Origin of the sequence: Rickettsia conorii str. Malish 7, from assembly GCF_000007025.1 — a bacterium.
Classification (GTDB): domain Bacteria; phylum Pseudomonadota; class Alphaproteobacteria; order Rickettsiales; family Rickettsiaceae; genus Rickettsia; species Rickettsia rickettsii.
Genome location: NC_003103.1, coordinates 904,685 through 924,996, shown reverse-complemented (window position 1 = coordinate 924,996; position 20,312 = coordinate 904,685). Strand labels below are relative to the sequence as shown.

Sequence of the window (20,312 nt, the reverse complement as noted above, 5' to 3'; positions counted from 1 at the left end):
TATATGGGGCAGAATTTTTCTAAAAAATCCGGTAATGATTTAGTTAGTCGCATTGTTTTTACTATTCTCATTCTTATAGTATGTAGATTTGGGTCTTTTATACCTATACCTGGTATAGATTCAATTGCTTTAAGTAGTGTGGCTGCACAGAATCAATCCGGAATACTCGGAATGTTTAATATGCTATCCGGAGGATCGCTAGGTAGAATGTCCATTTTTGCTTTAGCAATTATGCCTTATATTACTGCCTCAATTATTATCCAATTAATGTCAGTTGCATATAAACCTTTGGAAAATTTAAAAAAAGAAGGGGAAGTCGGCAAAAGAAAAGTAAATCAGCTATCGAGATATTTAACGGTTCTGCTTGCTTCTTTTCAGGCTTATGGAGTTGCTATAAGTTTAGAGTCGATTGTAACAAATACTGGTCCTGTAGTAATCTTAGCGGGTTTTTTCTTTAGAATTACAACCGTAATTACTTTAGTTGTAGGCACGATGCTATTAATGTGGTTAGGAGAACAAATTACACAACGCGGAATAGGTAATGGTACGTCTTTAATTATATTTATAGGTATAATTTCAGGAGTACCTAGTGCTATTATTAGTATGTTTGAATTATCAAGAAAAGGAGCATTATCGCCTTTAATAGCGATAGCTGTTTGTATTGGAGTAGTTGTATTAATAGCTATAATTATATTTTTTGAAAGAGCCCAAAGAAAATTATTGGTGCAGTATCCTAAAAGACAAGTAGGAAATAAAATTTATGGAGGCGAAGCAACCCATATGCCTCTCAAGTTAAATACTTCTGGTGTAATACCTCCAATATTTGCTAGTTCAATTTTACTATTTCCTGCTACGCTTGCTAATTTTTCTAATAGTAATTCAGAAACTATGGGCATGCTTACTTATTACTTAGGGCATGGAAAACCTGTATATATTTTATTATATGTAGCATTAATTATGTTTTTTAGTTTTTTTTATACTGCAATAGTATTTAATTCTGAAGAAACTGCTAATAATTTAAGAAAATACGGTGCTTATATTCCAGGTAAAAGACCAGGAAAAAATACGTCTGATTATTTTGATTATATACTTACAAGGCTTACAGTTATAGGTGGGATATATTTAAGTGTAATATGTGTAATTCCGGAGCTATTAATGAATAAATATGTAATCTCTCTTTCTTTAGGAGGTACGAGTTTTTTAATTGTAGTGAACGTGGTACTTGATACTATGACTCAGATTCAAACTTACTTATTTAGTAGTAAGTATGAAGGTTTAATGAAGAAAGTAAAATTAAAAAATTAAAAATGAGCTTAAATAGTGATGGTAATTTTTTTAGGTCCTCCAGGAGCGGGAAAGGGCACACAAGGAAAAAAGATAGCTAAAAAAATTGATTTACCACATATAGCAATCGGTGATATATTTAGAACAATTATTAAAACATCAACTAGCGAAGCAGAGTTAATTAATAATTATGTTAAGCAAGGGGAGCTTATCCCTAATGAAATAGTTAATCAAGTAATCAAAAATTTTTTATTATCCTCTGAATATAAAAACGGCTACATATTAGATGGATATCCGCGTAATTTAGAGCAAGCGAAATTTTTTGAATCATTTATTAAAGAAAAAATTAAAATAATATATTTTGATGTTTCAGATGAATTATTAATTAAAAGAATTTTAGGAAGATATAGTTGTAAAAATTGCGGTAAAATATATAATAGGTACTTCGTGCAGCCTAAAACTGATAATGTATGTGATGTTTGCGGTTCAAGTACATTTGATTATAGAAAAGACGATAATGAAGAAGTAATAAAAAAAAGAATTGAAGTATATAAAACAGAAACATATCCATTAATAGATTATTATAAGAATAGTGGTAATTTTTATATAGTTAATGGAAGTAAAAATGAACAAGAAATAGAAATTGATATACAGAAAATACTAAAAATAAATTGACTTTATCAAAGATTTTTATATTATTTTTTAGTTACCAGTAAAATTTTGGAGATTATTTGTGGCAAGAATTGCAAGTGTTAATATTCCTGATAATAAACGTTTAGTTGTGAGTTTAACTTACATTTACGGTCTTGGGCCTGCTATGGCAGCAGAGATCTGTAATAAAGCAAAAATATCGAAAGATAAAAAAGTGAAAGAACTGACAGATCAAGAGTTAATAGGCTTACGTAATATTATTGAAAGTGAGTATAAAGTTGAGGGTGATTTAAGACGAGAAGTTACGCTTAATATTAAGAAAAAGAAAGATATAAGATGTTATCAAGGACTTAGACATATACGTAAGTTGCCGGTGAGAGGACAGAACACGCATTCTAATGCTCGAACTAGAAAAGGTAAAGCTATTGCGATAGCCGGAAAGAAAAAAGCTGTAAAATAATAGTTTAAGTATAGAGTATAAATAATGAATCAGACGGTTAAAGTTAAGAAAAAGAAAAAAACTATCACTCTTGGTGTTGTGCATATCCGAGCATCATTTAATAATACTATAGTAACATTTACTGATATTCAAGGTAATACTATTGCTTCTGCATCGGCAGGAGGTAATGGGTTTAAAGGGGCAAGAAAAGCAACACCTTATGCAGCTCAAGTAACAATTGATAGAGCATCGGAAAAAGCAAAAGAATATGGTCTAAAAACTATTTCTATTAGGATTGGAGGACCGGGGGCTCAGCGTGAATCAGCAATGAGAGCTTTATTCGGACAAAATTTTGTGGTTACATCAATTTTAGATGTATCGTCAATTGCTCATAATGGAGTAAGACCGCCAAAAAGAAGAAGAGTATAAGAGAATCATAGGTATTAAATGTTATCGTTAAGTAAAAATTGGAATACTTTAATAAAGCCGAATAAAGTTGCTTATGAAAATTTTCCAGAAACCAATAATAAAGCTAAAATTGTAGTTGAACCTTTAGAGAGAGGTTTTGGTTTAACACTCGGTAATGCTATGAGAAGAGTATTACTGTCTTCTTTACAAGGAGCAGCTATCACGTCTATAAAGATCCCTGCTATAGAACATGAATTTTCTTCTATACCCGGTGTAAAAGAAGATGTATCTGAAGTGATTTTAAACATTAAAGGTATTGAAGTAAAAATGCATGTTGCAGAAAAACGTATCATGAAATTAAAAGCAACAGGACCTTGTGTTGTAACGGCCGGTATGATTGAAACAGGTCATGATGTAGAAATATTGAATCCGGATCATGTAATTTGTGATCTAGCTAAGGACAAGCAGCTTGAAATGGAATTAACTTGCAAGGTTGGTAAAGGATATGTACTTAGCACAAATAGTTATGAGGATAATTTACCTATTGGTGAAATAGCTATAGATGCTTTATTTAATCCGGTAAAGAGTGTTACTTATAAGGTAGAAAATACTAGGGTAGGTCAGGTTACCGATTATGATAAATTAATTATGTTTGTAGAAACTAACGGTGATGTATTACCTGAAATGGCTGTAGGTTTAGCTGCACGTATTTTACAGGAGCAATTACAATTATTTATTTCTTTTGAAGAACAGGAAGAAGATAAGCAAGTTAAAACTGATACTTTACCATTTTCACCTTATTTACTTAAGAGAGTTGATGAATTGGAATTATCGGTTAGATCGGCAAACTGTTTGAAAAATGATAATATAATATATATAGGGGATCTAGTAAAAAGAACGGAATCCGATATGCTAAGAACTCCAAATTTCGGTAGAAAATCTTTAAATGAGATTAAAGAAATATTGGCAAAATTTAATTTAAGATTCGGTATGGATGTACCGGATTGGCCACCGGAAAATATTCAGGAATTATCTAAACGTTATGAAGATTCTTATAATTAAGGACTAAAAAATGCGACATAAAATTAAAGGCAGAAAGTTAAATATAACAAGTAGTCATCGGCAAGCAATGCTCGCTAATATGGCTGTAGCACTTGTAACCCATGAACAAATTAAAACTACTTTACCAAAAGCTAAGGAATTAAGACCTTATATTGAAACTCTAATTACTAAAGCTAAAAAAGCTGATTTAATGGTAAGAAGAAGCGTTTTATCAAAAATAAAAGATAAAACAGCAGTAGAAAAGCTTATAAATATTTTAGGTACCAGATATAAAGATAGACCTGGCGGTTATACTAGAATAATAAAAGCCGGATTCCGTTATGGTGATTTAGCACCGATAGCATATATTGAATTTGTAGATAGAGATATTAATGCTAAAGGAAATATACAGCAAGATGCTAATGAAGAAATTAAAAATTAAAATATAAGGGACTCGGTGATGGCTAATCATTCTTCAGCAAAAAAAGCTGCTAGACAAACAGTAAAAAGAACTCTAATCAATAAAAAACGATCTAGTGCAATAAAAACTTTTATAAAGAAAGTTGTACATGAAATCAGTATTGGTAATAAAGAAAATGCTAACATAGCTTTATCTGTTGCTCAGTCTAAGATAATGCAAGGTGTGAAAAAAAATATAATTAAATTAAATACCGCTTCAAGAAAAATCAGCAGATTATCAAGGCAAATAAAAAGTTTGAAAGTAAATAACACTTTATAGTAATTTAAAAGCAAAAACTAATAAAATTTTGCTAAATTATTTATATACTTCTTATGAAAATTATAAATGATGTTATTTTACTAATTAATAAAAAATATGGGCGATTAGCTCAGCTGGTAGAGTATCTCGTTTACACCGAGAGTGTCGGCGGTTCGAGTCCGTCATCGCCCACCAATCAAAAGTTTTTAGTATTTCAACGATCAAACAATGAATGAAGCTTAAACTCAAGTTTTTCAGTTTTAAATGTTACAATAGTTAAACCTATCAAGAAAAACAGTATCTTTGTGAAAGGGCATTTCTAACTAAGTATATATTAGTTAATAATTTAATGCCATTGCTAGAAAATTACAAAGTAAGTGAAGAAATAATCCAGTATAAAAATGCTAAAATTTAGTATTTTTATACTGGATTATTTCTTCACTAAGCTGATTAAATCGCTGTTGTTTTTCTTGATCGGTAAATCTAAAGTAATTCTTATCTTGTAGTAATGCGTTTAATGCTACAGTTTGAATAGTGTGTTTATATCCTATCTCTGCTAATGCTTGTATATTTTTATAATTACCTATATCTGCTTTTTGTGTTTCTTGATTAATATTATGGTTTAGCTCCTTAATTCACTTTATCCTATCTTGGATCTGATTGACCGACTCTTTAGAACCTTTTAATGATTGTAATCCTATATTTATTGATGAAATTATTTGTGCTACATTATTACCGACTATAGCTGCTGATATCCCCGCCACGTTTACTATATTATTTATTACATTTGTTATAACCGATGCTATAAATAATGATTTAGTACCTTTATTACTTTTGTCTTTCGTTTGTTGCTGCTCATTATGTATATATAAATCATCTTTTAAAATATTTTTTTACTTTGGATCAATCCTAAATTATTAAAACGTTCTGTTAAATAAACAAGCCCAAAAGAACTAATTACATAACATAGCGGCTCTTGAATAAGCATATATAAAGCTAGCATAGGTAAATCGTTTTAAAACCGGAAAACTTTTATAAAATATTGGAATTGCCGGGGATTCACTTGGAGAAAAAGTCACTACAATTAGTGGAATTAAGAGAATTTGCTAACCTTGCGTTATATTATCTAATATTAATGGACTAGATAGAAGAAAAGTTAAAAATATTACTAATTGCATTTATAGCATAAACACGTAAGTGCTAGTGCTACAAAAAATTCTACTATAGAAATTTGTATTAAAAAATAATAAATTGCAGTCTTCTTATTAACTTTTTCCTGCCATACAGGATTATTTTTTATCTTTGCTACATCAATTATATTACTATCTTTTATCGTTTTCTTGTATTCTACGCTTAGCATCAACAAAATCCGGTGTTTCTCGCAAAGTAGTCCTAGCAGCACTACCTATTAATGCAATTCCTGTACCTACCCAAAATGCGATACGCTAATTAAATTCATAGGATGTAACTAAGGTTTCTACGCCAAGGGCCACAGTTAATCCTAAGCACACACCCCTACAAATGCTACGTCAGGAAAGCGTTTAGGAACTCCAACAGATTCCGTTAAATATAATTCTGCTCCTACTCTTGCTCCCATGGATGACATACCTTGCACTATACGGCATATTGTTACTATGCAGGCGGCACTAGCACCTACTTGGGCATAAGTGGAAGATTAACCATAACGATGCAAGAAAATGACATTAAAATAGTGGTAATAATGACTGTGGATTTCCGACCTATATTATCAGCCAAATAATAAAGCTCCTAAGGGTCTAAAAATAAAAGTAGAACAAAAAGAAAAAACTGTAAGAAGTCGATTAACGTGAGTATCATATTGCGGAAAGAAAAGCTCATCAATTAGTACTGCCATATGAACATATAGCATAAGATCAAAATATTCTCAAAAAGTACCTATAGATAGTAAGCCTATGCCGCCTATAGCCCGTTTTTGTTCTCTGTTTAAACTTTTTTTGTTTTTTTTCGTATCCCAACACAATTTTTTCTAAAAAGTTAATTTATAGCAATGTTATATTGAGAAGATTTCAAGTCTATAAATTCAAGGAAAAAGTTACAATGTTTTATGATTATACTTATTTAAAACTTCTTTGACTAATGAAGTTGTTATTTTTCTTTTGGAAATTAAAGCAAAATAGTTAATATTGTCTAATATTTCTATAATTTTCGAATATTCCCTAGGCAAATTTACTAAAAGAAAATCTATTATTTGTCGGGATATTGTTACCGAAGAAATAGCAAAATGCTTAAATATTAGAATTTTGATTAATTCATCGTCAGGTGAGTTTAATAGAATACTAAGTACTGATTTAATACGTGAAGATAAATCGGGTAAAGTAAAATTTCTGCTTTTATCAGATGCGGTAAGTAAAAGATATTTTTGTTTTTCGTTAATAATATTAAATATATGAAGTAATGTCGGCTCTTGCCAGTTTTCAATATCTTCAATGATGAAAGCATTATATTTTTCTGAAATTTCTTCATTAAAAAAAATATCTTTGATAATATAGGCATTGCTTAAATTTTGCCATATTTTGGTTAAATAAGTTTTGCCTGACGAAGAAGGTCCTTTAATTAATAAAGTAAATTTATAAGGGTTAACGCCAAAGCCGCACTGCCAATTTTTTATAATATTATAAGCTTGATCGTTAGAACTAGAAACAATAAATTCATCAGGATGATATTTACTAGAAGTAGTAAAACGAAATATATATTGCTGCACTGTTATAAGAATTTTTTAGTCGTCTATTCGATAGAATTTGCTAGATTTATAAAATTTAATTAGATTCAAAAGTAAAATTTTTGTAATCCCTGCAATCGGTATAGCAAAAAATATTCCAATAATTCCAAATAAACTGCCGCAGGCAAAAATTGAGAATATAATCCAAAGAGGATGCAACCCTATTTTATCACCGATAATTTTAGGGGTGAAAATATAAGACTCGCAAATATTTCCAACTAGATAAATTATCATTATATATAGTAATTTAGTAGTTACACCAAAAGTTAAATAGCCGATAATTAGAGTTAAAAGAAACGATATAAAAGTACCAAGGAAAGGAATAATAACTAAAAATCCTGTTAAAATGCCAAGTAAAAGAGCGAGATCAATACCTATTACGGTAAATGCAATACTATAATAAGTAGATAATAATAAGCAAATATTTAGCTGTCCTCTTATGTAAGCAGATAACAGATTATTAATTGCCGATAATATTTCAAGGATTTTCGGTCGGGTTTTTATAGGTAATAATGATTTCATGTTTGCAATAATTTTAGCCCAATCACGTAGGAAATAGAATAATATTATAGGTATAAGTAAAAATAAAACAAATATGTTAATAGTTATAATAGTATAACGCCAAAAATTATTAGCAATACTGCCAAGTATAGTAAATATACTATTTATAAAATTACTTAAAGAATTCTTGATTTTATCGGCAATATCAGGTTCTATCGAATAAATTTTTACCATTATAGGCGGTAATATTTCTGTCTGTAAATAATTGTTATATTTTGGAATATTATTTATAAAAGTAAAAATTTGTCCATAAATTATCGGCACTAAAATAGTTAAGCTTAAGAAAAATATGCTCAAAAATATCAGATAAATTATGCTTGATGCAAATTTATTTGATATTTTAAATTTTGATGCGATAAAACCTATAGCAGGTTGTAATAAGTAAGATATTATAAATGCGATAAAAAATGGTTTTACTGCGTCTGAAATTAGCATAAAACCGCTGATAAAAAGCCCTAAAAAAACTAGCCAAAATATAACGGTTCTATTCATTATTATTTTCCTCATTTTCTATACGAAGATCAACTTCAAAAAGAGCTAGGAGTTCACAAGGCGAAGATCACAGCATATACTTAATACGTGAGAATTGAAGCTCTTGTAAAACGACGACGCCAATTTTTGAAGTTGATCGAGTATTAAGGTTTTTTAACTACTTGTACGGTAGCAGGACGAAGTAGTCTATCTCTAATTTTATATCCTGATTGCATTAAAGTAATAATACTATTCGGTGCATGATCAGGATGTTCTATCTGCGCAATTGCATTATGTAAATTATAGTCGAACATTGATCCTATTTCCGGCTTTATTTCTTCAATATGATGTTTATGAAAGACTTTGTCTAGCTCGTCTTTAGTCATCTGAACGCCTGCAATAATATTTGTGACTTCTACATCAGAATTTGCCGGTTTATGTGCTAATGCTCTTGAAAGATTATCACTAACATTTAGTAGTTCTTTAGCAAATGTAGCAATTGCATAATCTTTTGCTTCGTCACGTGCTTTTTCTAAACGCTTTCTTGTATTGTCTATTTCAGCAGTAGTTCTTATTAGCTTATCTTTTAGCTCTTCAATCTCGGCTTTTAACGCTGTTACCTCCGGATTTGCTGTTTCAACTATCTCTTCAGCAATATCATTTATTGTTTGTTCATTATTTTCTATATTATCGTCTATCATATTATTTACTTTATATTTATGTTCTTTTTTGAGATATATATAGATATAATAAAAATTTTTTCAATGGTATACTCGTTTAATTTGAAAAATTGGCGTCGTTGTTTCGTATTTTTTTATCCTCACGTACTAGTATGTATGCTGCGGTCAAAAAATATGAAACGCCTTACTCTTTTCCAAATTAAACTTTACTATTTATTTTTACTTATGGAGTACAAATTGTATTATGAGACAGTCAGGAAGAAAAAGCAACCAATTACGTCCTATTTCATTAGAATTATCCCCGCTTATTAATGCGGAAGGTTCATGTCTTATTAAAATCGGTAATACACATGTCATGTGTAGTGCTACTTGTGAAACTACCGTACCGCCATTCTTGAGGGGACAAAATCAAGGCTGGATTACTGCCGAGTACGGTATGCTTCCCGGTTCTACATCACAGCGTATTAAAAGAGAAGCGGCACTTGGGAAACAAGGCGGAAGAACTCAAGAGATACAGCGTTTAATAGGTAGGGCGATGCGATGTGTAATTGACGTGAGGAAACTCGGCGAGAGGCAAATTATCATAGATTGTGATGTTATTAATGCTGACGGTGGTACTAGAACTGCAGCAATAACAGGGAGCTACGTAGCATTGCACCTAGCTATTAGGTCCTTGATGAAAAAGAGAGTTTTAAAGGTGAACCCGTTAATTAGTCAAATTGCAGCTATTTCTTGCGGTATATATAAAGGTGAGGCGATACTAGATTTGGATTATTTAGAAGATAGTGATGCGGACGTGGATAGTAATTTTGTGTTTGCAGGTAACGGTAATTTAATCGAAGTACAAGGCACGGCAGAGAAAAATCCTTTTTCCGAAGAGCAGTTTTTAGCAATGTTAAAACTTGCTAAAGGCGGAGCTGCGGAATTATTTAAACTACAAAATCAGGTACTGCTTGGGTCTTAGAAAGTTGCTAAGTGGATCAGTGTTCCCGTCATTGCAAAAAATGCTAATTTATAGCATTTTTTTATTATTGCTCTGGATTGCCGCATCGCTTTGCTCCTCGCAATGACGGTGCATGTATCCACGCAACCAATCTTCCACGAGAAGAACGTATTTATTAAGCGTATGGATTATCATCAAAAGCAATATGTTCACCTGATAATATAATTATCTTATCTCGATTGGTATTATTTATAAATACCTTATGATTAAGATCTGTTACTTTAACACTACTATGTGGTCCTAAGATTAATTCCGCAACATTGCCTAGGCTTTCAAACGTAACACGCTGATTAGCTCCAATTGTTATTTTATTGGGGGATATATTAATATTTGCTGTTCTACTTTCTTCGGTAAAAGTAATAGTTCTATATTTTGGATCGTTCATATTTTCCTCTTTGAATGAATTTTAAGTTATAAAATCATTACTACAATATGCCATACACTACTTCAATTAAAAATTTTTTAACCTAGCTCTTTACTCAATTGATAATTGCTATTATAGTGTATTTTTTAAATTTAAGCGGCTATGGTATTAAGATTATATTATTTTCGTCTATTATGCCTTATTAGTAGAATTATCCTCTGATCAATATGAGCAATTTGTAAGTAGTACTGTAGAATACGGTATTATCGATAATCAAAATATTGGAGTACATTTTTTGTACAAAGAAGATAAATTTTTGAATGAAAAAAACATAAGCACGGATGCTTCTATTTACTATAAATTGAAGCTATTTGAAGATAAAGATTTTGTTATTGTGGCTCAGCCTAAAATTTTAATGAGTAAGAGTAAAAATCTTAAAGAAGATTTTTTAGGCGAGATATCTTTACTAATGGGAATGTCTAAAAATATCCACCCTGTTATTATTTTTAATCAAAATATATTTAGCTTTGGACATTCAATTAATATTGGTTCTAAGAAGATGTATTATATTTCTACTTGTGAAGGGATTAAATTTAAAAACGGCATAGTGCTTACAAGTTTTACAAAATACCATACTCGGCAAAATTACGGCTATGTATATGATAGTTCAGTTTATGAGCAGTTATGAATTGCAAAGATAATTAATTTTGGTAAAGAGAATAGAAACTTGTTAACTGCTCAAATCGGTCATTTTTGGGATCGCAGTCTTTCAAATTAAGAAATATAAAATATCAGGTATAAATTTTTCAGCATGGTTAGATGTATAAATGAAGATATAATATTACAGATAATCAGAGATAAAAACTTATTAGCTAGTAGTTTAAAAGCTATGATCGAAGAAGCAATTATCGATAATGAGATAATGATTGATATATTATATGAAAATAGAATATTGCTGCTAATAAGCAATATTTCTTATATTAAAATTTATAATTATTCTTATATACAAGCCTATGTAGTGAATGGTTATTGTATATATGACGATGTTCATGGTAATACAATAACTGCTATAAATGATCTAAAAATATTGTTTAGTAATAATAATATTTTTAGATCTATAATGCTGATCAAGAAATATTATTTTTATAAATTATTAGAAAAAAATTTCGCCTATTTAACTAGTATCAAAGCAAAATATGCTCTTGAATTTAAAGTCGGACTGATTATTGCTAAGAATATTAAGTATACCAATAAAATAATAATATTTTTAACTGGATCCCGCGATCAAGTCGCGGGATGACAGAGGTGGAATCGCTTCACAAAACAAGTAGTACTAAAAATCATTCGGTGGAATCACAAATTTTTCAAAATGAGGAGAAAGCTTTACCGGTTTATACAGTTTTAGTACCGTTATATAAAGAATTCAGTAAGTTAAGGTCAATAATTAAAAATATTTCATTAATTAATTATCTAAAAGATAAGCTAGGAGTTAAAATTATTATCGAAGATGACGATTATCTAATGATTAAAGAAATAGTGTTATATAATTTACCGTCTTATTTTCATGTTATATCTGTTCCGAAAAGTCTACCAAGAACTAAAAGCCGAAAGCCCTTAATTATGCTCTAGAATATTCACATGGCGAGTATCTAGTAGTATATGATGCTGAAGATAAACCTGAACAGCTACTTAAAGCTTTAGCAATGTTTAAAAACTTACCTCTAGAATATGCTTGTCTTCAATTTAAGTAAGCTTAATTTTTATAATAAAAATGAGAATATTTTAACCTATTCTCAAAAATGTTTAATATAGAATATAGTTTATGGTTTGAATATATCTTGAAAGGATTAAGTTTGCTAAAACTTCCTACACCTCGGGGGTACTAGTAATCATTTTAAAACGGATTATTAAATAAGCTTGGCGGATGGGATTCTTATAATGTAACAGAAGATGCCGAGCTTGGTATAAGAATTTACTCACAGAACTATAAAGTAGCTATTCGTGATTCCTATACTCTAGAAGAAGCTCCGAATAGTTTAGGTAATTGGCTAAATCAAAGATCACATTGGATTCAAGGCTTTTTGCAAACATTTTTGGTATTTAAAGCACAAAAAGATAAATGCCAAAAGTTTACTTTATTGCAAGTAATAACAATTTATATTTTCATCGGCTTATCTACTTATAATTTTTGGAGTTTACCCTTTATAATATTTTCTATTGTTATAAATAAAAATTCTATAATTAATTATTTATGGCTTATTAATAGTATTTTTTCGCTTTTATATCTATATGGTACAGCTCTGTATATAATTAAAAAATGCTTTAAAAAGCGGAAAAGTAAAATTTCAGGATATAGTAGCTTTGAGCTGATGGGCTAGTTATTTTATATTACATACTGTAGCTTCATATAAAGCAGTATTTGAAATAATTTTCTGTCCTTTGAATTTGAAATGGAGTAAAACTAAACACGGCACTAGTTTAGAGGATTTTGAGAAAGAATAGACCTCTAATAAAAAAATTTTTATTCTTGCCCCTTGAACTAACAAAAATAAAATATATATAGTATGTACATTTAAAGATTTAATAATTGGAGGTTAAAATGTCTTTTAAACCATTACATGATAGAATTGCAATAAAGCCTATCGAACAAGAAGAAAAAACTAAAGGTGGAATTATTATTCCGGATACTGTAAAAGAAAAGCCGATGCAAGGTGAAATAGTAGCCGTAGGTAATGGTATTCGTAATGAAAAAGGCGAAATTCATCCTTTAGAGCTAAAAGTAGGCGATAAAGTTTTATACGGTAAATGGGCAGGCACCGAAATTGAAATTAAAGGCACAAAACTGATCGTTATGAAAGAAAGCGACGTATTTGGTATTATTAATTAATTATTTGTTTTTAAGGAGAAATTAAATATGGCAACAAAACTTATTAAACACGGCTCAAAAGCTCGTGAGCAAATGTTAGAAGGCATTGATATACTTGCAGATGCAGTAAAAGTTACTTTAGGTCCAAAAGGCAGAAATGTACTTATAGAGCAATCATTCGGTTCACCGAAAATTACAAAAGATGGTGTGACGGTTGCAAAATCGATCGAGTTAAAAGATAAAATTAGAAATGCGGGAGCTCAGCTATTAAAATCAGCTGCTACAAAAGCTGCAGAAGTAGCCGGTGATGGTACTACTACAGCTACGGTACTTGCTAGAGCTTTGGCTCGTGAGGGTAATAAGCTAGTAGCTGCCGGTTATAATCCTATGGATTTAAAGCGTGGTATGGATTTAGCGGTAAACGCAGTAGTAGAAGAAATTAAAAAATCCAGTAAAAAAATCAATAGCCAAGAGGAAATCGCACAAGTCGGTACTATCTCTTCAAACGGTGATAAGGAAATCGGTGAGAAAATTGCTAAGGCAATGGAGGAAGTCGGTAAAGAAGGCGTGATAACCGTTGAAGAAGCAAAGAATTTTAGCTTCGATGTTGAAGTAGTTAAAGGTATGATGTTTGATAGAGGTTATCTATCACCGTATTTTGTAACGAATTCTGAGAAAATGGTTGCTGAGCTTGAAAATCCTTTCATCTTACTATTTGAGAAAAAATTATCAAATTTACAACCGATGTTACCTATACTTGAGGCTGTAGTACAATCACAACGCCCTCTATTAATTATTGCTGAGGATGTTGAGGGCGAAGCTCTTGCAACGCTTGTAGTCAATAGATTACGTGGTGGTTTAAAAGTTGCGGCAGTAAAAGCTCCCGGTTTTGGCGATAGAAGAAAAGCAATGATGGAAGATATTGCTATCCTAACTAAAGGTGAGCTTATTACTGAAGATTTAGGTATGAAGCTTGAAAATGTGAGTATTAAGAGTCTAGGGACAGCAAAAAGAGTAACAATTTCTAAAGAAAATACCGTAATTGTTGACGGTAACGGTGATAAGAAAAATATTGAAGATAGAGTATTACAAATTAAATCTCAAATAGCTGAAACTACTTCTGATTATGATAAAGAAAAACTGCAAGAGCGTTTAGCTAAACTTTCCGGCGGTGTTGCCGTATTAAAGGTTGGCGGTGCTACGGAAGTTGAAGTGAAAGAGCGTAAAGATCGTGTTGAAGATGCACTTGCTGCTACAAGAGCGGCAGTTGAGGAAGGTGTTGTTGCCGGTGGCGGTGTAACATTACTTCACGCATCACAACCTTTAACAAAGCTTAAAGTAGAGAATAAGGATCAACAAGCAGGTATTGAAATAGTAATAGAAGCTTTAAAGGATCCGTTAAAACAGATTGTTGAAAATGCCGGTGAAAACGGTGGCGTAGTAGTTGGTAAATTACTAGAACATAAGGATAAAAATTATGGCTTTAATGCTCAAGATATGCAATATGTCGATATGATTAAAGCAGGAATTATTGATCCAGCTAAAGTAGTGCGTACTGCACTTCAAGATGCTGCTTCCGTTGCTTCGTTAATTATTACCACGGAAACTTTAATTGTTGACGAACCTTCTTCTGATAAGGCAGAGCCAATGCCAATGCGTGGCGGTATGGGAGGTATGGGCGGTATGGATTTCTAAGTCTATATCTCTATAAGATAGGTTATGTAATAGATCTAATAAACCCGTTTTGTTGTATTGCTCGTTCCCCTCATTGTAAGGAGGCATTGTTGCATGGACCGCAAAACCTGCTCAATGTCATATCGTGGCTTAACCATGGTATCCAGAAAACAATACTAATAATATTAGCATTTTAAACTGGATCCTGCTACAAGCTCGCAGGATGACAATTGAGAAACTAGTCCACGCAGGCAATGCCTGCTCCGCAATGACGATTTTAACAACGTACTGTACAACACATTATTAAAAGTCGCAGTAGGACACAACTGATTTATGCAACAAATGGGTTTTAAAGCGATTCTTTGCTTAATTTGAAAATAAACTCTTTAAGAAAACTCTTCCTCAAAAAATAAAATATAGAATTTCTTGTAATTATTTCAATAAATGACTGCAAATATTTTTTAATTAATTATAATTGCTCAACCTGTGGTATTTATCCTATGAGACTGTTAACAAAATAATTTTAAAGCTCATTAAATTCTTTTTAACTGCAAATTATAAGATTTTTTTGAAATAGGGATATTTATTACTGTAAAAATCTCTTTAATTATCAATTAAAGTTATTTTGTTAACAGCCTTATATAGGATGATCAAAAGGTTTTAAGCGGTTTTACGCTTTAATTATTAAGAATAGATTTCTTGTTGCAGTTATAGGCAAGGTTAATCTATAATGTATATATTCGTTTAATTTAAAAAATTAGTAATAACAGTTTCTAGCTTTTGGTTGGTTAAACTATGCTAACTAAAATTAGTAAGGTTTTAGAAAAATTACTATTCTTATTTTAAAAAAATCTTATAATTTATACAGTTAAGAAAGACTAAAATAAGATAATTTAAATTTTATATATAAAACTTAAAAAATTAGGTTCTAAAAGCTTTAAGTAGATAGTAACGCAACAATTTAAGCATTGTTGCGTTACTATCTACTTAAAGCTTTTAGGCCTTCCTTTAAGCCGTCTTTTATAAATGAAATTTTAGCTTGTTTGCCGTCTGCGGTAATTAGTTCTATATAATTATCGTTTGATAAAATCATGTCTAGATCGTCTTTTGTAATAATAGCTAAAGCCTGACAGCCGTTTACTGTACAATTTACATATTTTCCGGCTGCTATTCGTTTGTCACCGCTATTAATAACTGTACCTGCCGGAATTTGAACATTTGACGGGACTATTTCTATTATTTTTAATTCCTGTTTTTCGTGTTCCCCATTGAAATAACCTATGTGATAAATGGCTAATATTTCCTTTTCTTTATCTTTCTCTAGATTATTAATTTGTTGTGATAAGAAGCAAAGTTGTTTTTTCTCATTATTAAGAGTACAATTTAAAGTCCAAGCTCCGTACTTTTTTGGTGCTGTTGATGCGTTGACGTTTTCTATGCTATACAAAACAAAAGTGCCGGTTATTATAAAGAATCCACTAAAAATAAAAGCAATTTTTTTTATACAATCTTTCATATAATTTTTAACCTTTTTAAAATATTTTCTTTTCCTAAAATTTCTGCAATCTCAAATATGCTAGGTGATGCAGTCATACCTGTTATTAAAGCTCTTACCGGTTTCATAATGTCATTCAGCTTTAAGTCGTTTGCTGCTGCTATTTCTTTAAATTTATTCTGTACGGATTCCTTATCAAACTGCTCAAGTTCGCTTAAGTTTTCTATAATTTGTTTGATTAAATTCTTATCGCAATTTTCTATAATTTCTTTGGAATCTTGGCTGTAGATGATAGGTGAATCTACTAGATAAATTTGAGCAAGGCGTGTTAGTTCTAGTAATGTTTCACTTCTAACTAACAAGCTTGGCATTGCTTGTTTGATATAGCCTATTTCCTGCTCACTAATCTTAAACTTCTTCGGCAACTCTACTGCTAGGGGTAATTTGTACGTCAATCCGGTACTCGCATCCTCACGTATGTCTATATACGCTGCGGTGCTGCGTTCCGTGTTTCCTCCAAATTCCTCCCTATAAGGGAGATGCCGAAGAAGTGTATTATAATTTTGTTCCAATATCTCTACAGTCTTTGAAGTTAAGCTATCATTGTCAAGCATTCTTAAGTAATGAGCGTTAAGGCTATTCATCTTAGCAAAATCAAGCTTAGAAGGTGATTTACCGAGTGAATCAAGATTAAACCAGTCTATAGCCTGAGTCATTGAGATAATTTCATCATCGCCGTGACTCCATCCAAGACGCAGTAAATAATTGCACAAACTTTCCGGTAAATACCCCATATCCTTATAAGCTTCAATGCCTAATGCTCCATGCCTTTTGGATAATTTTGCTCCGTCTGCTCCATGAATTAACGGTATATGAGTCATGCTCGGTACTGCATATCCGAAAGCCTGATAAATAGCGAGTTGTCTTGCTGTATTGGTTAAATGATCGTCACCTCTAATAATATGAGTTATACCCATATCATGATCGTCTACTACAACGGCTAGCATGTAAGTAGCAGTGCCGTCTGCTCTTAATAGTACCATATCGTCTATATGAGAGTTTTCAATTACTACCTCACCTTGTAAAGTGTCATGAATTGTTATGCTACCCTCTCTTGGAGTTTTTAGACGTATTACTGGCTTAATATCAGTAGGATAGATAGATGGATCTTTGTCACGCCACTCGCTATTAAAAATAAAATGCTGTTTATTTTCTAAAGCTTGTTGTCGCTGTCTTTCTATTTCTTCTTGGCGAGTAAAACAATAATATGCTTTACCGTTTTGCAGTAATTTTAGTGCAGCTTCTTTGTAAAGATTATTACGTTTAGACTGGAATATAACCTCACCGTTCCAATCAAGCCCTAGCCATTTTAGACCTGAGAATATAGCTTCTACCGCTTCTTTAGTTGACCTTTCTTTATCAGTGTCTTCAATGCGAAGCAAGAACTTACCGTTATGATGCCTTGCGAACAAATAATTAAAAAGGGCGGTTCTTGCCGAACCTATATGTAAAAACCCCGTCGGTGACGGAGCAAATCTAGTAATTACGTTATTATTCATTTATTATCTTTTTTAAATATATACTAAGAACTGTGTCATACCGTGGCTTGCCACGGTATCCAGCAAACAACTAAACATACTAATAATATTAGTATGTTTAACTTGATCCCGCGATCAAGTTGGCTGTGTTGCATGGATCAGTTTTTGCGTCATTGCGAGGAAAGTGCATAGCAATTGACTAAGCAATCCAGTAAAAGATGCTAAAAATTAGCATTTTTTTATTATTTTTCTGAATTGACACGCTCCTTACAGTCGCTCGCAATGACGATTCGGTATTCATGCAACAAGGCTGATCAAGTTAGCTAGGATAACACATACTCTTTCTCCCCAAACACATAAAATAATTTACGTCTATATCATCGCTTAATTTCCACTCATTTTTAGCCGGATCATATACCAAGCCTTTCAGCTCTTTAATTTCAATTTTGGTATCTGTAAGCATTTCGTAAATTTCCAACGGTTTTAGGAATTTGCTATAATCATGAGTGTTTTTTGGTACCCAACCTAAAATATATTCGGCAACTATTATTCCAAGTATATAAGCTTTTTTAGTACGGTTAATCGTAGAAATGATTGCCATACCGTTTGGCTTAATATGCTTCACCAAATTTAGTATAAATTGCTGTACGTTTTCTACGTGTTCAATAACCTCAAGACAAATTACCACATCATATAGCTTGTCACTGTCTAATTCTTCTATAGTAGATTGTAAATAATTTATCTTTACGCCGTTTTCCTTAGCATAAGCAGTTGCCGTTTCAATATTACTTTGCAGTGCATCAATGGCTGTAACGTTAAAACCTTGAGCCGCTAAAGGCGTTGCAATTAACCCTCCACCGCAACCGACGTCTAATATTTCTAATTTAGAAATATCGTTAGACATCTTTTCAAACTCTGCTTCTAGAGGTAATTTGTGCGTCAATCTGCTGCTCGCATCCTCACGTACCAAAGCGTACGCTGCGGTGCTGTGCTGCATGTTTCCTACCAATTCCTCTCTATAAGTGAGTTTGGAAAGGTGTCTATTGTAATGTGTAGTTATTTTCTCTATTATATATTCAAGGCGAATAGGGTTTATTCGGTGTAAGATACCGAATTCTCCGTCCTTATTCCACCAATTATGAGAAATTTTCTCAAATTTTTCTAATTCTTTTTTATCGATTGAAGACATAGTCTATGATTCTTTCCAATGTCATCCCGTGGCTTGACCACGGGCTCTATAAGTACAGCCTAAGAACTTTACGTGGTCAAGCCACGGGATAACAAGAGGCCATACAACAAACATATATAATATACTCAGATGACTTTAATAATACTAGCCTTAATTTTAATTAGCTGCATATTTGCCCCGCTTGGCTGCATTGCCCTATGGAAGAGATATATTTATTTCGGTGACGGGCTTGCTCATAGTAGTTTTTTAGTGGCTAGTATAAGTATTATAGCACATGTTCCATTAATATATTCAGGCATAATAGTTGCAATTCTTTTTTCGTTTTTTGTGTTTATTTTTAAAAATAATTCTGAAAAAAACGCAGTTATTAATTTGATTTCTAGCTTTATGTTAGCTGTTGCTTTAGTTATTAATTATTTTACTTCTTTGCAGAATAATATAGTGAATTTGTTGTTTGGGGATATTTTATCCGTATCTTTTAATGATTTGATGATACTTGCAATAGTACTAATAACTATTATAGGCTTTATAGTATATTTTTATAATCAAATTCTTCTTATTATTATCAATAGAGATATTGCCGTCATAAAAGGCTTAAAGGTTAATATTATTGAGCTAATATTTTTACTTCTTCTCTCATTATCGGTATTTTCTGCTATAAAGATTGTCGGAGTACTTATGGTAACTGCTATTTTACTTATTCCTGCAATGATTGCACGGTTTGTAGCATATAGCCCCTCCCAGATGATTATAATATCAATTCTTATATCTTTATTTATTAATTTTTGTGCTGCATTTAGCTCTTTCTACTTTGATTTACCTTTAACTCCATTGTTTATTATATTAGGTACGTTTATTTATGGTTTGTTGTATTTAAAGCGGTTATTATGAACCAAAATGCATTTACTGAATATGTCAAAGAATTGTTAGAACCATATGGTTCAGTAGTCGTTCGTGTAATGTTTGGTGGATATGGTATATATAAGGGTGGTGTTATGATAGGAATTATTAAGAGCAATGAATTATATTTTAAGTCAGACCTAAGCACTTATGAATATTTTCAATCTTTCGGTTCTGAGTCATTTGTATATCAAAGTAAAGGTAAACTTGTAACTCTAAAGAAATCTCAGGCACAATTCCTGAGATTTCCACGCTCCTTGCAGTTGCAATGA

At 31.5% G+C, this 20,312-nt stretch carries 24 protein-coding genes and 1 tRNA gene; 18 read left to right on the top strand and 7 right to left on the bottom strand.

Annotated elements, in window-relative coordinates; all coding sequences use genetic code 11:
• Positions 1-3: 3 nt before the first annotated feature.
• The 9 genes from secY to RC_RS09500 all read left to right on the top strand — a co-directional run bounded on the left by secY (position 4) and on the right by RC_RS09500 (position 5,462).
• A complete protein-coding gene (gene secY, locus RC_RS04930; protein ID WP_010977578.1) occupies positions 4-1,305 on the top strand; it encodes a preprotein translocase subunit SecY in 1,302 nt (433 codons plus the stop codon).
• A 15-nt stretch (positions 1,306-1,320) separates the two neighbouring features.
• Positions 1,321-1,959, top strand: a complete 639-nt coding sequence (locus tag RC_RS04925; protein ID WP_010977577.1) for an adenylate kinase — start codon at positions 1,321-1,323, stop codon at positions 1,957-1,959.
• A 58-nt stretch (positions 1,960-2,017) separates the two neighbouring features.
• Complete coding sequence (gene rpsM / locus RC_RS04920; protein ID WP_010977576.1) at positions 2,018-2,395, top strand: 30S ribosomal protein S13; 378 nt, start codon at positions 2,018-2,020, stop codon at positions 2,393-2,395.
• A 24-nt stretch (positions 2,396-2,419) separates the two neighbouring features.
• The gene (gene rpsK, locus RC_RS04915) at positions 2,420-2,803 is read left to right on the top strand and encodes a 30S ribosomal protein S11 (protein ID WP_004997839.1); all 384 of its coding nucleotides are present in this window, start codon (positions 2,420-2,422) and stop codon (positions 2,801-2,803) included.
• A gap of 18 nt (positions 2,804-2,821) precedes the next feature.
• Positions 2,822-3,844, top strand: coding sequence for a DNA-directed RNA polymerase subunit alpha (locus RC_RS04910; protein ID WP_010977575.1), 1,023 nt, complete (start codon positions 2,822-2,824; stop codon positions 3,842-3,844).
• Between the two features lie 10 nt (positions 3,845-3,854).
• Complete coding sequence (gene rplQ, locus RC_RS04905; RefSeq protein WP_010977574.1) at positions 3,855-4,265, top strand: 50S ribosomal protein L17; 411 nt, start codon at positions 3,855-3,857, stop codon at positions 4,263-4,265.
• An 18-nt stretch (positions 4,266-4,283) separates the two neighbouring features.
• Positions 4,284-4,562, top strand: coding sequence for a 30S ribosomal protein S20 (rpsT, locus tag RC_RS04900; RefSeq protein ID WP_016830895.1), 279 nt, complete (start codon positions 4,284-4,286; stop codon positions 4,560-4,562).
• 98 nt (positions 4,563-4,660) lie between these two features.
• Positions 4,661-4,736 (top strand) — tRNA-Val (locus tag RC_RS04895).
• Between the two features lie 465 nt (positions 4,737-5,201).
• Positions 5,202-5,462 carry a hypothetical protein gene (locus RC_RS09500; protein ID WP_162465266.1) on the top strand — a complete coding sequence of 87 codons (261 nt, stop codon included), beginning with the start codon at positions 5,202-5,204 and terminating at the stop codon, positions 5,460-5,462.
• Between the two features lie 1,150 nt (positions 5,463-6,612).
• Here RC_RS09500 and RC_RS04875 read toward each other — a convergent pair.
• The 3 genes from RC_RS04875 to grpE form a co-directional block, all read right to left on the bottom strand.
• On the bottom strand, positions 6,613-7,281 hold the full coding sequence (locus RC_RS04875; protein ID WP_010977572.1) for an HdaA/DnaA family protein: 669 nt from the start codon (positions 7,279-7,281) through the stop codon (positions 6,613-6,615).
• A 15-nt stretch (positions 7,282-7,296) separates the two neighbouring features.
• Positions 7,297-8,352, bottom strand: a complete 1,056-nt coding sequence (locus tag RC_RS04870) for an AI-2E family transporter (RefSeq protein WP_016830888.1) — start codon at positions 8,350-8,352, stop codon at positions 7,297-7,299.
• Positions 8,353-8,495: 143 nt separating this feature from the next.
• Positions 8,496-9,032 (bottom strand): nucleotide exchange factor GrpE, encoded by a 537-nt coding sequence (gene grpE / locus RC_RS04865; RefSeq protein ID WP_010977570.1) that lies wholly within the window; start codon positions 9,030-9,032, stop codon positions 8,496-8,498.
• 223 nt (positions 9,033-9,255) lie between these two features.
• Here grpE and rph point away from each other — a divergent pair, with 223 nt between their 5' ends.
• A complete protein-coding gene (rph, locus tag RC_RS04860; RefSeq protein ID WP_010977568.1) occupies positions 9,256-9,975 on the top strand; it encodes a ribonuclease PH in 720 nt (239 codons plus the stop codon).
• A gap of 154 nt (positions 9,976-10,129) precedes the next feature.
• Here the strand turns inward: rph and RC_RS04855 are convergent, their stop codons facing one another.
• Positions 10,130-10,399, bottom strand: a complete 270-nt coding sequence (locus RC_RS04855) for a hypothetical protein (protein ID WP_004997861.1) — start codon at positions 10,397-10,399, stop codon at positions 10,130-10,132.
• A 274-nt stretch (positions 10,400-10,673) separates the two neighbouring features.
• On the opposite strand from RC_RS04855, the gene RC_RS04850 reads away from it, so the two are divergent.
• The 6 genes from RC_RS04850 (at position 10,674) to groL (ending at position 14,939) form a co-directional block, all read left to right on the top strand.
• Positions 10,674-11,066, top strand: a complete 393-nt coding sequence (locus RC_RS04850) for a hypothetical protein (protein ID WP_010977567.1) — start codon at positions 10,674-10,676, stop codon at positions 11,064-11,066.
• Between the two features lie 123 nt (positions 11,067-11,189).
• Entirely contained in the window at positions 11,190-11,678 is a 489-nt protein-coding gene (locus tag RC_RS09190; protein ID WP_010977566.1) for a hypothetical protein, read from the top strand.
• A complete protein-coding gene (locus tag RC_RS10425) occupies positions 11,675-12,007 on the top strand; it encodes a hypothetical protein (protein ID WP_010977565.1) in 333 nt (110 codons plus the stop codon). The genes RC_RS09190 and RC_RS10425 overlap by 4 nt, the downstream gene beginning before the upstream one ends.
• Before the next feature lie 335 nt (positions 12,008-12,342).
• Complete coding sequence (locus tag RC_RS10420) at positions 12,343-12,756, top strand: glycosyltransferase (protein ID WP_233417470.1); 414 nt, start codon at positions 12,343-12,345, stop codon at positions 12,754-12,756.
• A gap of 221 nt (positions 12,757-12,977) precedes the next feature.
• Complete coding sequence (locus RC_RS04830) at positions 12,978-13,265, top strand: co-chaperone GroES (protein WP_004997871.1); 288 nt, start codon at positions 12,978-12,980, stop codon at positions 13,263-13,265.
• Between the two features lie 27 nt (positions 13,266-13,292).
• Positions 13,293-14,939, top strand: a complete 1,647-nt coding sequence (gene groL, locus RC_RS04825) for a chaperonin GroEL (RefSeq protein ID WP_010977563.1) — start codon at positions 13,293-13,295, stop codon at positions 14,937-14,939.
• A 958-nt stretch (positions 14,940-15,897) separates the two neighbouring features.
• On the opposite strand, the gene RC_RS04820 is transcribed toward groL, so the two are convergent.
• From RC_RS04820 to ubiG, 3 genes are all read right to left on the bottom strand, one after another.
• A complete protein-coding gene (locus RC_RS04820) occupies positions 15,898-16,434 on the bottom strand; it encodes an invasion associated locus B family protein (protein ID WP_010977562.1) in 537 nt (178 codons plus the stop codon).
• Positions 16,431-17,972, bottom strand: a complete 1,542-nt coding sequence (gene gltX, locus RC_RS04815) for a glutamate--tRNA ligase (protein ID WP_010977561.1) — start codon at positions 17,970-17,972, stop codon at positions 16,431-16,433. Before gltX ends, RC_RS04820 begins: the two co-directional genes overlap by 4 nt.
• Positions 17,973-18,270: 298 nt before the next feature.
• The gene (gene ubiG / locus RC_RS04810) at positions 18,271-19,140 is read right to left on the bottom strand and encodes a bifunctional 2-polyprenyl-6-hydroxyphenol methylase/3-demethylubiquinol 3-O-methyltransferase UbiG (protein ID WP_010977560.1); all 870 of its coding nucleotides are present in this window, start codon (positions 19,138-19,140) and stop codon (positions 18,271-18,273) included.
• A gap of 129 nt (positions 19,141-19,269) precedes the next feature.
• Here ubiG and RC_RS04805 point away from each other — a divergent pair, with 129 nt between their 5' ends.
• Both RC_RS04805 and RC_RS04800 read left to right on the top strand, forming a co-directional pair.
• Complete coding sequence (locus RC_RS04805) at positions 19,270-20,031, top strand: metal ABC transporter permease (protein WP_004997884.1); 762 nt, start codon at positions 19,270-19,272, stop codon at positions 20,029-20,031.
• Positions 20,028-20,312, top strand: a complete 285-nt coding sequence (locus RC_RS04800) for a TfoX/Sxy family protein (protein WP_010977559.1) — start codon at positions 20,028-20,030, stop codon at positions 20,310-20,312. The genes RC_RS04805 and RC_RS04800 overlap by 4 nt, the downstream gene beginning before the upstream one ends.